Origin of the sequence: Komarekiella delphini-convector SJRDD-AB1, from assembly GCF_014831675.1 — a bacterium.
GTDB lineage: Bacteria > Cyanobacteriota > Cyanobacteriia > Cyanobacteriales > Nostocaceae > Komarekiella.
Map to the genome: position 1 here is coordinate 136481 of NZ_VJXY01000012.1, position 15058 is coordinate 151538.

The following is a 15058-nucleotide window of genomic DNA, read 5'->3' on the forward strand; positions in this document are numbered from 1 at the left end:
TAAATTGAAATGCTTGAACTCTACTACTTTCCGGGTTCACTCTGCTCTCAAAAGGTAAAGCTAGTTTTGGCAGAGAAAAATCTTAAATGGAGCGATCGCCTGATTAACCTTCTGACCTTTGAAAACTTGCAGCCTAACTACATTTATCTCAACCCTAAAGGTGTTGTTCCAACTCTAGTTCATAATGGCAAAGTCATTTGTGACTCAGCCACGATTATTCGTTATTTAGATGAACAATTTCCGAATCCGAGCTTAATTCCGAATGAATTAGTTTTGCAAAAAAGAATGGATGCATGGGTTGATCTCCAGAATCGTTTTCCTATGCGAGAATTGATGTACGGCAATTACAAAGGAATTGATGGCATCGTGTTGCGACGCTCAGTTCAAATTAAAGAAAAGCTTATTCCTCAACTCATGCAAGCAAATCCTAAATTGAAAGAAAGATATGCTGCTAAGTTGGAGGATGTGAAACATTGGAACCAAACAATTCGTGATTTCAAGAAAATTGCTGATATCAATGCACAAATTGGGCCGTTGTTAGAGCAACTAGAACATCAATTGAGTCAAACTAAATGGTTGTGCGGTGAAACCTATTCCCTAGCTGATGTCGTATGGACAGCTGTTCTCAATCGCTTAAATGAATTGAATTTTAGCTATTTATGGAAAGACAACAAAAAATCTGAAGTTGCAAGATATTTTCAATGTCTAAAAGAACGCCCTAGCTTTCAGGCAGCAATTCAGCAGGACAAGATGCCATTGTTCACGATTACAGTTGGGTTAAGACGAATTTTTCTAGGTTTTTAGACAGATCCCTGACTTTTCTGAAAAGTCGGGGATTTGTCTACCATTTAAACTGAAAGAGTTCCGATTTAGCTCAATTTCAGCACAGACAATCTATGGCATTTGTGATCCCAACCAAGTATGACTTCTTACCTCGCTTTTACCGACTAGCAAGCGTCAGTGTGCTTTCTAACATGATGATTCCTTTAGCGGGTCTGGTTGACATTGCCTTCTTGGGACATTTAGCAGACATCCGTCACTTGGCTGGAGTCATCTTAGCAACCATTCTTTTCGATTATCTTTATCGTGTGTTGAAATTTCTGCGCTCAAGTACTAATGCGATCGCTGCACAAGCTGCGGGACTTGATGATCCCAAAGGCGTTTTACTAGCAGGACTGCGAAGTAGTTTGATTGCTTTAGGAATCGGTTTACTGATCCTGCTGCTACAATACCCCCTGCAAAAAGTTGGATTTACAATTTTGAGCGGTTCCCCAGAGATTGAAGCCTCTGGGGTTAATTATTTCAGTGCCCGGATTTGGGGCGCTCCTGCAGTTTTGCTTAACTTTGTTCTGATTGGTTGGTTTCTGGGGAGGGAAATGAACGGCGTGGTGCTGTTGATGTCTATTGTTGGCAATGCTTCTAATGTGGCACTGGATTATCTGATGATTGTCAGGTTAGGTTGGGAAAGTCTGGGAGCTGGACTAGCAACAGCGGTGAGTCAGTATTTAGCGCTAGTGATTGGTTTGGTTTGGGTCTGCTTCAGTATCCCGTGGCAAGTGTTACCAGCCGCGATGCAAGAGGTTTTTGATTGGACAGCCCTTAAAGATACTATTGCGCTCAAAAGTAACATTCTAATTAGATTTTTAGCCTTAATTTCCACCTACGCTATCTTCACAAATCTGAGTGCAGCAATGGGAACAACTGTCTTGGCAGAAAACGGTCTACTTCTCCAGATTGCTCTGCTAAGTCAATTCACGGTTCAAGGCGTAGGAATGACGACCCAAACGCTGACTGGAAACTTCAAGGGCAAAGGAGCTACAGAACAGATGAATCCACTGCTCACTGTTTCTATACTGACTAGTTTATTAATTGCACTGGCGATCGCAACAATTTCTGTTCTGTTCCCAGACAAGTTGTTTAGGCTGTTAACTAATCACGCAGAGATTAATAATCATATTAATAACTACACAATTTGGTTATTACCTCTGTTAGGATTTACTGCCATTGCTTTCATGCTGGAAGGCTATTTCATTGGTTTAAAAGAGAGTGCAAAACTACGTGATGCCGTCCTACTCGCTTTTGGCTTGGGTTTTACCCCTCTAGCTTTCACAGCAAGATATCTCCACAATAACCATCTGCTGTGGATGGCTCTTGTATCGTACATGGCAACTATTATCATCGTACTTGGGTTACAGCTACCCCAGACGTTTAGCAGCCAAAACTTGCTCAACCAAGAAGTGTTTCCCACCTCTTGAGGTGACTTCAACTCACAGCGCTTGTTTTCCCTTTCCTGCTGATAATGACAACTTGTTCACCCGATTGGGTGAATGCGATGTCAGTAGATGGAATATACCCTGAAAGAAGAAGCTAGTTTAATCCGTTTAGTGGTTATTCCCACAGAATAAAAACTGCCAAACTGTCTATTGTGGCTTCAAACCAGACAAAAGTAGCCTGTGTATCAAAGGGTCAAAGAGTGGATGAAACCTTAAAATCACTGCATACATCAAATTGTCAGCAAGATTCTATTAACCTGCTTTCAAGAGTTGCTGTAAATTTACCAGGAATGATTTTCCAAGTCCTGCAACGGCGGGATGGTTCTCCTTTTGTCCTTTACGTGAGTTCTGGCTGTCAAGATTTGTTTGAATTAGAACCAGAAGTTATCCAAGTAGACTTTCAGGGATTACTCAAGCTAATTCATCCGCAGGATATAAAAATATTAACAGAATCTATAAGTGCTTCTGTTAATATTTTTTCACCTTGGCGTTGGGAAGGTCGTATTATTACGCCAAGTGGCATGAAGTGGATTCAATGTACTTGCCAACCTCAAAGACAAGCTAACGGCGATTGTCTTTGGGATGGCTTGGTCATGGATATTACAGACCAAAAACAAGCAGAAGAAAAATTGCGAGAGAGTGAAGCTCGCTATAAAGCAATTTTAGATGCTATCCCTGATTTAATATTTCGCATCAGCCGCGATGGCAAGTATCTAGACTTGAAAAGCGAGGGAGCAAATATAACTCTTTCTAAAGAAGAAATAGTTGGTAAAAATTTGTGGGAGTTATTACCAAGGGATGTGGCGGCGATTACCCAAGAAGCGATCGCTAAAACTTTGGATTCTGGAACCTTGCAAACTTATGAATATCAGCTACCTACGCCTTTAGGAGTGCGAGACTATGAAGCGCGATTGGTAGTAAGCGCTCCAGATGAAGTATTAGCAATTGTCCGAGATATTACACAACGCAAGCAGGTGGAAGCGCAATTACACCTCTCGGCACAGCGCGATCGCTTGTTAACAGAAAGTCTAGCGCGAATTCGGTCTTCGTTGAAATTAGACCAAATTCTCCAAACCACCGTGACTGAAGTCAGGCAATTTCTACAAGCAGATCGGGTGTTTATTGGTATAAATAATGCCAAGCTAAAAGGTAGAACTATTGCCGAGTCAGTAGATCCAAACTATCCATCAGTCTCAGGTTGGTCTACAAATGATGAAGCTTATCTGCAAGAATTGCAGAATTTATTAAAGACGAATCTTGTACGTGTTATTGAAGATATTAGGCAAACAACAATATCTCCAAAAGTAAAAGCACACTTTCAGAAATTTAAAACTAGGGCTAGCTTAACTGTACCAATTATGCTAGGTGACAAATTATTTGGGGCGTTGATTGCTAACCAATGCTCTGGGCCACGTAATTGGCAACCAATGGAAATTGATTTGCTACAGCAAATGTCAGAACAGGTAGCGATCGCGATTCAGCAAAGCCTGATCCACCAAGAACTAGCAGAACTCAATACTAATTTAGAACACCAGGTGCAAGAACGCACAGCACAGTTGCAGCAGAAAATGCAAGAAATCGAAGAATTGCATCGGGTAAAAGATGTTGTTTTACACACGGTTGCCCACGATTTACGAACTTCAGTCATGGGTAACTTAATGGTGTTACAGAATTTGCTCAAACGGGGACTGGGGAATGGGGACTGGGGACTGGGGAACTCGGGGCCCCCTCTGGGGATAAGGGGCAATGGGGACTGGGTACTGGGGAAAGAATCTGCTCAATCCTTAATCCCTGTATCTTCTTCTATCATCGAGCGGATGATTCAAGGCAATGACCGCCAACTAAAGATGATTGACTCATTATTGGAAATACATTCCTGTGAAAAAGAAGGCATTTCTATCAAGCGCGAACCTGTGCAATTTAGCACGCTCATGGAAGGAGTGATCGCTGATTTAGAACCAATATTGAGACAAAATCAAGCGACTCTGAAGAACTTGATTCCTAAAGATTTACCGTTAGTAATGGCGGATGCAAATCGGTTGCAAAAAGTTTTGGCAAGTTTGTTGACTCATAGCTTGCAACACAATCCACCAGGATTAAATTTTACGATGAAAGCTACTTTTGAAGCAGGAATTATTCGCACTCAGATTCAACATAACGGTATGGCGATGAGTAAACTAGAGTGCGATCGCCTTTTTGATTTGTATGTACGCGATCCTCAAGATTGTTGTTCTACAAGCATTGGCTTAAAAATGTATCTTTGTCGAAAAGTTATTAAGGCGCATGGTGGTGAAATCGGCGTCACTACTAACCACAAACGCGGGTTAGCTTTTTGGTTCACATTACCAGTCAACTAAAGAAAGCGTTACAACTCAACGATAAAACTATCTCGCTGGTGAAAGTCAGCCTCCGTTCCTCGATGAGTCAGCGCCCAGTAAGTCACCTCATTATTTCTGTGTTTGATGACACTGGTGATAGCTATTTCCCAGACTTGTGCCGAGACAATTTTACCCAAATCGACATCTAGAGCAACTGCTAAATCGTCGGCTTGATTCTGCACGCTAAACGGAAGCGTTACAAAAGCTGTTTCCTCTTGCATCCCTTGACGATACCCATCGAAACGATAGACATTCCAGTGTCCGGCGGGAGAGAGGTTGAATTCCCAATACTGTTGAGAATCTTTTATAGCTAGGAAAAATTCAAAGCATGTATCTTTCCACAGTTCGTGCTTTCGGACTGGTTTATCTGAAGCTGGGGCGATGATAACTTCCTGGAGTTCGTCGAAAAGTGTGTAGCGGATGGCTAGTTGATTAGCGCGTCGAGTAATACTGCCTGTAATTTTCAAATCAGACAGCGGTTTATTAGAGGGGAAAGGTTTCAGAGAGAATATTTGATCGTTCATTTCATATCCTGAATAATATTACGAATCTGTGTTTCTTGGGATTCGATACTTTCAGTGAGCTTAAACTGAACGAGTGCCCTTGCAAGGTTGTGTTCTGAGTGCTTGACTTTGAAGTAGACATTTCCTGCTAAATAGTCAGCAAAAAATCTCAGTCCTAACTCAAAGGCGATTAGACGAATTGCATCGTACATGTATGTATAGTCATTCTCCGTCAGAAACGCCTTGGCTACGGGAAGATAACCCTGGAGGATTCCCTGACATAATTCGGTGTCGAAATAAACACTTTCCCATTGCTCGGTTTCTTCTCCTGCGGGATTACAGCCCGATCGCAGACAATCACCAATGTCGTAATGTACCAGACCAGGCTTAACAGTGTCGAGATCTACAACGCTCACAGCTTGCTGAGTAGCAGTATCAAACATGACATTGTTAATTTTGGGATCGCCGTGCATCAGGCGTAGCGGCAGGTTGCCTGTGTCTTTGGCATTTTCTAGGATATGTGCAAAGGTCTGGCGATCGCGAACAAACTGCAAACAATAATTTACTTCCGAAGATAGATGCGGGCTGGTTTTAGCCAAAACTTCCTCGTAGTGCTGGAGGTAAAGCGGCGTAATATGAAAACCTTCGAGAGTGTCAGCGAGTTTTTCTGGTGGTAGGTCGCTAATCAAATTGTGAAACATCCCCAGAGCATAGCCGATTTCTGTAGCGTGTGAGCGATCGCGCATAGTGTCGAAAGACTGCGAGCCTTTAATAAAGCTAATTGCTCGCCAGAACGACCCGTCAGCATCCCTCCAATGGTCTTGAGCATCCTTAGTCAACAAGACGCGAGGTACTTCCCAGCGCCGATTGAGAGAAGAATTTTGTAACCTCTGATAGACATGCTCAGTAAAAATACGCATGTTTTGCATTACAAGCTGAGGTTGACGAAATACTTTTGTATTAATGCGTTGTAAGATAAAATGCTGTTCTTCAACAAAATCTAGGGTAACTAGAAATGTGTCATTTATATTACCATTTCCAAATGCTTGAACGCCTGTAACCTTCCCCAGTTGTGCAAATTGGTCAGCAGCAATAGTAACCAGATTCTCTGTGCCTTGTATTTTAATATTTTCTGTCATATTCGTGTACCTACACTACTCCCCACGTGATTGCACAAAGGCAATAGGGGATATCGTAGCGTAAGTATTGCGATCTTCGATTGGGTGCAATGAGGTTTTAGATAGATTGGCTTATGACCGAGTATTAACTATTACTTGCTTGTCTATCTTCTTCCGGCAGTGCAGCTAGCTTTTGGGCAGCATCATGAGAATTATATGGAGACCAGACATGGTAGGTTGCTCCAGATTGTAGTAGAGATGCTTCTTCATCTGCCAGTTCTTGAATTAAAAACTGCATTATCTGTAATTTTTCAGCACGCGACAGATTTCGCAAGGTTGGTAACAATTCCGCTACGCTCATATTCAGCATAGAAAGAATAAAAACTATTTTAGCTTGACACAGAAATTATGAGCGATCGCACCAACCATATCACTCAACTCGCACCCTCTGGAAAAATCCGACTCAAGTCCAACAAAGCATCTTCAAATCCAGGAATAGTCACTGTTTGATTAGGTAAAGAAATCTGTTTGTTGAGATAGTCAAATTTACTTAGAGCATTTTGATACGGTTGACTGTAACGCTCTAGTTGGTGAGCATTTAAATTTACAATCCAATAATCAGAAATTCCGGCTTCTGCGTATAGTTCTAGCTTTTTTGTTTGGTCGTATATCAATGTAAAATCTGAAATTTCCACAACGAGCAAAATATCTTCGGGGTAGGGATGATGAGCGAGATAATCCTCATCTCTTCCTCGCGCGATGACGACATCTGGCTCAGGCTCACTATGATTAAGAAGGGTGATAGGATCTTGCCCACGGATGACTGCGCGATCGCCCAAAAGCCGATCCAATTGGCGATAAAGTCGGGTTGTACAGAATGTATGAGGTGTTACCTTTACTGCCTTTTGAATCAGTTTTCCCCTAATTAATTCAATGCGATCGCCCTCTTTCAAAAATCCAAGTTCAATCAGACGATGATAATCATCTATTGTGAATCGCTTTGGTGTCACAACATTCATAGGACATCTATTCAAATACGTCTGTTTTCACTTTAGCTCCCCAGCAAAGATTAAACCGATTGCGGCAACGCCTCAAACTGCTGCCAACAGAGGTACAATGCACGCGGTACGTGAAAGCAGCCTTTCCATTTACCACCTTTGAGGTTTAACAACACTTCTCCACGGCGATTCAGGTAGCCAAACCACTCACCATACTCTGAATCGGCAAAGTGTGACCAGGCGTAATCATGCATTTTTTTATACCATTCCCAACACACTTCACGCCCTGTCAGCCGATAACCCATTGCCAGAGCAACCAAAGACTCTAAGTGTACCCACCACAGCTTTTGATCCCATTCCAATTGCTGTGGAGGATGACCATCTGCATCCATAAAGTAATATAATCCGCCGTACTCACTGTCCCAGGCAAAATTTAGAATATTTAGCACCACATCAACAGCTTGGTTGATAGTTTTTGTATCGTTTTTCCGGTGAGCGATATCCATGATAAACCACATCGCCTCAATGCCGTGACCAGGGTTAATTAACCGTCCCTCAAAACAATCAATGTGGGAACCATCAGGAGCAACGTTTTCGTACATCAACCCCCGTTCTTGGTCTAGAAAATCGGTCATCACTTCCTGAACAGTTGCCGCCAAAACGCTTTCAAGAGTTTCACTAGGTAGCAACCATTCCATTTCTAGAGTCAGGTTGGCTAAAATCATCGGCACTGCCAGCGCTTTCATCGGGCGTGTGCCAGGATAAGTTTTAGTATATTTGCCCTTTGGGTTATCTTGGCGGCGCAAAACGTTTTCGTAAGCTTGCATCGCTACATTCTTTGCCCAATCTTCACCAGAAGCAAGAGCGTATTGACTAAATGCCATTGCTGCAAAGCAATCAGAAAAGATATTGTAAGGCTGAACCAGTGGCTTACCTTCACGGGTTAGGGCAAAGTACCAATTGCCTTCAGTATCTCTACCGTGTTGAGCAAGAAAATCAGCACCGTTGCTAGCAATTTTGAGCCAAGTTTCACGTTTTTCTAGCTGGTTGCAAAGCATAGAAAAAGTCCACACTTGGCGGTTTTGTAACCAGATAAACTTATCTGTATCATAAACCTTGCCTTTGCGATCGAGGCAGGTAAAATAGCCGCCTTGCTGCCAGTCGAGCGAGTGTTTTTCCCAAAATGGAAGTACATCCTTTAGGAGCGCGTTTTTATAAAGTTCAGTAAGCGCTTTAAAATCGTGCTCCATAAATATTCCTCCGCTATCAATGATTAGTCAATCTCCTTAAATTTATAGCTTCTTAATAACTTCGTAATAATTTTTTTGGAATCTGATTACTGATTACTGTTGACTGTTGACTGATTACTGTTGACTGTTGACTGATTACTGTTGACTGTTACTAGCAGAGGGTTGCCTCTTTTTGCAATACAACCTGATGTTCTTTGCGCCAAGCGTGTGGAGGTAAACCGTGATGTTGGCGAAACTGGCGGGAGAAATGACACACATTTTGATAGCCTAATGCTTTAGCAATTTGCTCGATTGTCTGGTTGTTGTTTTGGAGTAAGTAACGAGCACCTGCCATGCGACGTTTGACAATCCAGCTGTTTACAGTTTCTCCTGTCTGCCTTGCTACTCGGTTAGTTAAGTAAGCAGATGAGTAACCAACTGCCTCAGCCACATCACACAAAGTGATTCCTTGGTGATAGTTCGCTTCGATGAAATCGAAAACTTCTTTTAATTGAGGATCGCAAGGGAAAATTGAGTCGGGAGGAGCAACATCTGAAGTCTGAGGTGCAGCTGTTGGCTTTGGAGTATTTAGAAATTGAGTAGTCCACCAGTATTGGAGAGTAGCTTGCTTTCGCAGCCGTGTGGCGATCGCTCTGAGCAATTCGTCTAGTGTAGATGGTTTGGTAAGATAGTCATCTGCTCCTAACTCCATAGCTTTGCGAACATCTGCTCTAGTGTCACTGCCAGTAAGAAAAATGAAGGGGATGATTGCTGTCAGAGGATCTTCACGCAGCGTAGTTAGAACGCTGTAACCATCCATATCGGGCATCATAATATCGCAAATCACTAAGTCGGGTAAATGCTCTCGTGCTTGCTGGATGCCAATAAGGCCGTTTTGAGCGCTGATTGTATTAAAACCTTCAGCCTTAAGACCCTTTAAGAAAAGATTGCGGGTAACGGTATCATCTTCAATTACAAGAATTTTTTTGGACGATTCGTACATAATTTTTTCTCACTAGAACTTTTGGCTGGAAATACTTACCAAACTCTGTGCTGGGTATTAATTAGGGAACAGATAAATTTCTACTTTTTAAGAGTTATGAATACGAAGATAAACACAGTTAATAGCTAACAAGTCAACCTACATAACTCGGAATTGATATTTTATTTTAATAGTGGCAGCATAACAGTGAAAGTAGTGCCTACACCAACTTCACTTTCCATAGCAATTTGACCGCCATGTAAATCTATAAGGGTTTTGACAATCGATAGCCCCAGTCCAGTCCCAGGTATATGATCAATATTGCTACCCCGATAAAATGGCTCAAATAGTTGTTGTTGATCTGCTAATGAAATACCGATCCCCCTATCTTTTACCTGAAAAATTACTTTCCCATTTTCACTACAAAGTTCTAAATCAATTACACTATGAGATTGCGAATATTTGATTGCATTGTCAAGCAAGTTCTTAAGAACAGACTCTAGTAGTTTCTTATCTACATAGGCTGTTAAACAGTCTACTTGACTAATAAAATTGATTGGGTTTTGACTACTGTTCATCTGCATTTGTGCTACTAAATCATTGCAGAACTGAACTATCTCGACTGGTTTTGGCTGGAAGTTTATTTTTGCTGCTTCTGCTTTCGCGAAAAATAAAATGTCATCCAACATTTGGCTTAACTGTTCAACAGCTGTTTGAATGTGATCAAATAATGGTTGTATCTCCTCCTGTGTCCATTCATCCATATGTCGCTTTAGTAAGCTATTAGAAAATGAAACAGTATTCAGTGGGGTGCGAAATTGATGGCAGACCATAGAAAGAAAGCGTGCTCTTAGTTCGCTAAGTTGTTTTGCTTGTTCTAAAGCCTGGTTAAGTTCTGATTCTGCATATTTGTAATCGGTAATATCAATACCTGCAATTAGTTCGACTGGGTTTCCCCCAAAATCCAGCACTCCATCCAACATCGCAACTGTGCAAGCTAGCCAGCGCTCCGTGCCGTTTTTTGTCAGAATATTCATTTCTTGATATTCAAAGTTAGTCGCTTCACCCTGATTTCGTACATGTCTACGTTTTTTACTTTTGATCAATCGGCGAAGATCAAAACCATTTAGTAGTTCTTTTCTTGTATAGCCAGTTAATAGCTCCACAGCAGGATTTACGTAGCAAAGCCGCATACCTTGAATCAGAAAAGTGCTAGCGTCTGTCGTCTCTGCCAAAGTTTGAAATCTAGCTGCGTTCAGCCGCAATGCTTCTTCTGTCTTTTTGGATTCAGTAATGTCCCAAATGCTCCAGACTCTACCAATAATTTTTTCATCAAGTAACTGAGGCTTAGAGTAGTGTGCAAAAACTCTGCCATCTTTCAACTCCAGAATGTCGTAGCTCTCGAAGTCAGATTGACTGGAAACTTCCCAAATCATTCGACTAAAGGTTTCTGGGTCTTTAAGTTGGCTCTCAAAAAAGGCTTTACATCGAGGACATTTTTTGGATAACATCAGGGACTCTGGAATCTGCCACATATCCACAAATCTCTGATTAAAGCTTAGAATATCTCCTTCAAAGTTAACCGCAACAATAGCGTTGGCAGTAGATTCAAGGGTAGAACGAATTATAGATAAAGATGTTTCAAGTTCTCCTTCTTTAGCCTTGAGTTTAGAAACTTCCTGTTGTAAATGGCTTTTAGCATCCCTTAATTCATCGACCCACCTTTGCATACTCATTTCTACAACTTCATCACTTTTGTCACGAGCAAAGACACAGCTCAACTCTTTGCCTTGGTATTCTACACGGGTCATGGATATTTCCACCAAGAATATCCCACCTCCTTTTTTGCGATAGCGAGACTTAAAAGTAAGGTAATTTTGTGATTTGCTCTCTGACCAGTTATGCAAAGAAAAATCTACATCTATATCATGCAGCGTCATGGTAAGTAATTCCTCACGGGAATACTCAGTTATCCGGCAAGCCGCATCGTTAACGTAGACAAACTGCGCGTTTTCTCCCACACAAAAAGCAGCATCTACAGCTTGATTTATTAATAAATGAGCAAATTTCAACTCTACTTCTGGCTGTAGTGCCGATTGAGAGTTGGATCGAGCTAACGTATAGTCGTTAAAATTCATATCCCATTCCTACTCAGTCCTTATAATAAAGTCCACACCATAGCTACGAATGAACTTATAATCACAACTTATCTAAAACCCTTAATGTACATCAAAATGCTAAAAATCGAAATTTACTAGCATATCCCAGGATTTTTATATAAATTGTGTTAATAAATCTTATTATACATAAAAGAATGCATAATTTGACCCAAATTTCCTTAAATAACTAAAACAATTGGAATGTGTTGTTGATTTAAATAATTTATTACGAATAAAGGAAAATCGAGGGGTAAAGTAACAAGATTAGTCTAAAATCTGGCTTGGATTTAGACTGAAAAACGTTTAATTTATAGGTAAGTGAGATATTCAAAATTGAACTGTATCTACATCAATTACCTTTGGTATGTAGTTACTTAATGGTTTACTTAAGATGTATTTGCCCAATAATTACTTATGTTTTAAATAGGCAAATTCTTTCACAAGTTTAATGTTCATTAAATAACTCTTGCACGGATTTAACTATAAAATAATATACTCAGTCATCTGCCATAAGAAATAGTTTGCTTAAGTAATATACAGTGGGTACAAGTACTTAAACGTCGCTCTAAAGAAATAGAAAATATTAAGAAAGGATGTATTTACTAGCACAAAAAATCTAAATCAAGAAGTATTTGATGACAATAACAAAGACTGCCAATAGATTCTAGTCCTGGTCATATTTTAATTTAGGCAATTTTTGTTGGTAAGTTAGAACTACAAACTTATCAGTTTGACTTTTTGGAATAACAAAAATTAGCTACTATTATCTATAAATAGGCCAAAACACATTTGATTTCTATCTAAACAGCACTGCTCAAGCACGGTGCTATAGAAACCATGCTTTATTCTTGACATTTATAAATTAATATTTAATGTAAGTATAGTGACACAGCTTACTAGCGATCGCAAGGTATCCTGAAAGTAGTTAAGTAAAAATTGTGGTTATCGCAACAACAACAAAATTGACATCCCCATCAAAAGATTTTTCATTGCAAATATGGTTGCATGTCTGACCAATGATCATTAGGTATCAATTTTCCCAAGTGGCTGAGTAAAAATCTGGGCTAATGCAACAACAGCAACAAAATTTACATCTATATCAAAGGATTGTTCATTGTAAATGAGCCTTCACTTCATTAGCGATCGCGAGAGAACTATCTCTTAAACAGGCTCAGTGAGCAATGTAGCCGTCACAACAATAGCAACAAAATTGGCATCCATATCAAAGGATTTTTCATTGTTAACAAGTCTTAATCTCTTATATGCTTGCTCTTAGAAGCACAGCCTTGATTGTCTTGCTTTTTTCAGTAAAGTTTTTCAAAAATATTCTCCAAAGCATTAACCATCAAGCAATTAACTGCCTCTACTATCAGCCGAGCTTGATCATAATTGTAAAAAACAACAGAGTTGTTTGTATTAATCATTATCAAGTACTTAAGTGTAACTAAAGAGACTAAAGCTAAGTTTACGGAAATTACGTAAAAAAATGAGCAAAAATTATACTGGTTCAAAATCTTCTCTAATCACCACAGAGCCATACAAAGAATTGCCACCCAACAGCTATGTAGAATCTGCATCAAACGGTTCCCATCAGCAAGATGAATTAGAGAGCAATAAAGGAATTCAGCCCTTTTTACCGAACGGAACAGCCCCTACGCTCTCAGTTGCCGATGCGATCGCTCAGATGTTGGCAAATTTGGGAGTAGGTTACGCTTTTGGCGTTGCTGGGGGTGCGATGGCGAGCCTTTGGGGTGCGCTGTCAAATAGCAGCATAGAAGTGTTGAACTTCCGTCATGAAGCAGGAGCAGCCTTTGCAGCCACCGAGGCGTACTTTGCTAGCGATCGCCCCACTGTAGTATTTACCACAGCTGGGCCCGGGATCACCAACGCGCTGACTGGATTATTTGCGGCTCGTGGTGAAGGTGCAAAAGTGATTTTGCTTTCGGCTTGCACCTCATCACCACAACGTGGACGCTGGGCAATTCAGGAAACCAGCACCTACACATTGCCCAGTGGGGGAATTTTTACCCCAGGAGCACTGTTTAACTATGCAATCACCATTGAATCGGCTGCTCAACTACCCCAGATTTTTCGCAAACTTGCTCTGGCTTTAGCGCAGCCAGGTGGATTTGTGGCTCATTTAAGCATTCCCACCAGTGTGCAGACAAGTTTAGTTGAGGATATATCCTTACCTCAACTAGATATTTCGCCTTTTGCGATAACTGCTCCCAAACAAGCGATCGCTAAATCCGCAGAATTATTATCTGCCGGCCCCTTCGCTATTTGGGTCGGCTTTGGTGCGCGTGATGCAGCAGACGAAATCCGCCAACTCGCCGAGAAAACAGGCGCAGCAGTCATGTGCTCACCTCGTGGTAAAGGCATATTTCCTGAAGATCATCCCCAGTTTGTCGGTGTCACAGGTTTAGGCGGTCATGCCTCCGTCTTGACTTATATGGAACAGCAACCTCCACTACGCACACTCGTATTAGGAACCCGCCTTGGTGAACCGACTTCCTTCTGGAGTTCAGCAATGGTTCCGACTGGAGGCTTTGTACATGTAGACATTGACCCAGAAGTTCCAGGAGTCGCTTATCCTCACGTTGAAACCTTCGGGGTTCGGTCTGATATCAAGACCTACTTACAAGAACTGTTGCAACTGTTGCCAGATGCTCTTGCTCGTTCCACACCTTTGTTGCTACCTTGTCCAGAGCGTGAAGCAATAAAACAGGATATAGACTATCCGGTGCGACCAGAAGCATTGATGTCAGCAATTCAAAAGATCATTGTTGAGGGTAGCGACGCCGTAGTAATGGCAGAGTGCGGTAACTCGTTTACTTGGTCAACTCATCTACTGCAATTTGCCCAAGCCAATCGTTACCGAGTTAGTACAGGCGTCGGAGCAATGGGTCACGCTGTCACAGGAGTTTTAGGTGCAGCCCAAGCACGGAGTGGTAAAGCTGTAGCTATTGTGGGTGATGGGGCAATGTTGATGAATAACGAAATCAGCACAGCCGTAAAATACAAAATTCCTGCTATCTGGATTGTACTCAACGATGCCCGTTACAACATGTGTCATCAAGGGATGAAAGTGTTGGGATTAAAGGGTGCAGATGCAACCATGCCACCAACAAATTTTGCCATGATTGCTCGTGGTATGGGAGCAGAAGCAATGGTCGTCGTTAGAGAGTCAGATATCGAAGAAGCACTGGAAAAAGCGATCGCCTCAAACGTTCCCTTCTTAATCGATGTAGTAATTGACCCCGATCGCCCAGCACCCTCTGGTGGACGTAATAAGAGTTTGGCAGCACAAGGAGTCAAATCAAGTCAGGCTAAAAATTCCGCTAAACCAGTTTCATTTCCAGCAGTTTGACTTGAAAAAATTGCAACTTACTAGCATTTTTCTCTACTCCTCTCTGCG

The 15058-nt window shown here is 41.4% G+C and carries 11 protein-coding genes; 4 read left to right on the top strand and 7 right to left on the bottom strand.

The annotated features are described in order from the left end of the window. The first annotated feature begins 9 nt into the window (after positions 1–9). The 3 genes from FNW02_RS13370 (at position 10) to FNW02_RS13380 (ending at position 4630) form a co-directional block, all read left to right on the top strand. Positions 10–804 (top strand): glutathione S-transferase family protein, encoded by a 795-nt coding sequence (locus FNW02_RS13370; RefSeq protein ID WP_191758020.1) that lies wholly within the window; start codon positions 10–12, stop codon positions 802–804. 92 nt (positions 805–896) lie between these two features. Further along, entirely contained in the window at positions 897–2255 is a 1359-nt protein-coding gene (gntT, locus tag FNW02_RS13375; protein WP_191758021.1) for a guanitoxin biosynthesis MATE family efflux transporter GntT, read from the top strand. Positions 2256–2473: 218 nt separating this feature from the next. Beyond that, the gene (locus tag FNW02_RS13380; RefSeq protein WP_191758022.1) at positions 2474–4630 is read left to right on the top strand and encodes a GAF domain-containing protein; all 2157 of its coding nucleotides are present in this window, start codon (positions 2474–2476) and stop codon (positions 4628–4630) included. Between the two features lie 8 nt (positions 4631–4638). On the opposite strand, the gene FNW02_RS13385 is transcribed toward FNW02_RS13380, so the two are convergent. The 7 genes from FNW02_RS13385 to FNW02_RS13415 all read right to left on the bottom strand — a co-directional run bounded on the left by FNW02_RS13385 (position 4639) and on the right by FNW02_RS13415 (position 11619). After that, positions 4639–5175, bottom strand: coding sequence for a DOMON-like domain-containing protein (locus tag FNW02_RS13385; protein WP_191758023.1), 537 nt, complete (start codon positions 5173–5175; stop codon positions 4639–4641). After that, positions 5172–6293, bottom strand: coding sequence for a phosphotransferase enzyme family protein (locus FNW02_RS13390; RefSeq protein WP_191758024.1), 1122 nt, complete (start codon positions 6291–6293; stop codon positions 5172–5174). The genes FNW02_RS13385 and FNW02_RS13390 overlap by 4 nt, the downstream gene beginning before the upstream one ends. A 124-nt stretch (positions 6294–6417) precedes the next feature. Then, positions 6418–6642: a hypothetical protein gene (locus FNW02_RS13395; protein WP_431356805.1), complete on the bottom strand. Its 225-nt coding sequence runs from the start codon at positions 6640–6642 to the stop codon at positions 6418–6420. 64 nt (positions 6643–6706) lie between these two features. Beyond that, positions 6707–7291: a Uma2 family endonuclease gene (locus FNW02_RS13400; RefSeq protein WP_191758025.1), complete on the bottom strand. Its 585-nt coding sequence runs from the start codon at positions 7289–7291 to the stop codon at positions 6707–6709. A 50-nt stretch (positions 7292–7341) separates the two neighbouring features. Then, positions 7342–8520, bottom strand: a complete 1179-nt coding sequence (locus FNW02_RS13405) for a n-acyl-d-glucosamine 2-epimerase (RefSeq protein ID WP_191758026.1) — start codon at positions 8518–8520, stop codon at positions 7342–7344. 151 nt (positions 8521–8671) lie between these two features. Beyond that, the gene (locus tag FNW02_RS13410; protein WP_191758027.1) at positions 8672–9502 is read right to left on the bottom strand and encodes a response regulator transcription factor; all 831 of its coding nucleotides are present in this window, start codon (positions 9500–9502) and stop codon (positions 8672–8674) included. 161 nt (positions 9503–9663) lie between these two features. Beyond that, on the bottom strand, positions 9664–11619 hold the full coding sequence (locus FNW02_RS13415) for a scytonemin biosynthesis sensor histidine kinase (RefSeq protein WP_191758028.1): 1956 nt from the start codon (positions 11617–11619) through the stop codon (positions 9664–9666). Between the two features lie 1507 nt (positions 11620–13126). On the opposite strand from FNW02_RS13415, the gene scyA reads away from it, so the two are divergent. After that, the gene (gene scyA, locus FNW02_RS13420) at positions 13127–15010 is read left to right on the top strand and encodes a scytonemin biosynthesis protein ScyA (protein ID WP_191758029.1); all 1884 of its coding nucleotides are present in this window, start codon (positions 13127–13129) and stop codon (positions 15008–15010) included. The last annotated feature ends 48 nt before the right edge of the window (positions 15011–15058 follow it).

Bases quoted from the DNA above. Each gene is read 5' to 3' on its own strand.
- FNW02_RS13410 (WP_191758027.1), bottom strand. From the start codon at position 9,502: ATGTACGAATCGTCCAAAAAAATTCTTGTAATTGAAGATGATACCGTT.
- gntT (WP_191758021.1), top strand. From the start codon at position 897: ATGGCATTTGTGATCCCAACCAAGTATGACTTCTTACCTCGCTTTTAC.
- FNW02_RS13415 (WP_191758028.1), bottom strand. From the start codon at position 11,619: ATGAATTTTAACGACTATACGTTAGCTCGATCCAACTCTCAATCGGCA.
- FNW02_RS13385 (WP_191758023.1), bottom strand. From the start codon at position 5,175: ATGAACGATCAAATATTCTCTCTGAAACCTTTCCCCTCTAATAAACCG.
- FNW02_RS13405 (WP_191758026.1), bottom strand. From the start codon at position 8,520: ATGGAGCACGATTTTAAAGCGCTTACTGAACTTTATAAAAACGCGCTC.
- scyA (WP_191758029.1), top strand. From the start codon at position 13,127: ATGAGCAAAAATTATACTGGTTCAAAATCTTCTCTAATCACCACAGAG.
- FNW02_RS13395 (WP_431356805.1), bottom strand. From the start codon at position 6,642: ATGCTGAATATGAGCGTAGCGGAATTGTTACCAACCTTGCGAAATCTG.
- FNW02_RS13400 (WP_191758025.1), bottom strand. From the start codon at position 7,291: ATGAATGTTGTGACACCAAAGCGATTCACAATAGATGATTATCATCGT.
- FNW02_RS13370 (WP_191758020.1), top strand. From the start codon at position 10: ATGCTTGAACTCTACTACTTTCCGGGTTCACTCTGCTCTCAAAAGGTA.
- FNW02_RS13390 (WP_191758024.1), bottom strand. From the start codon at position 6,293: ATGACAGAAAATATTAAAATACAAGGCACAGAGAATCTGGTTACTATT.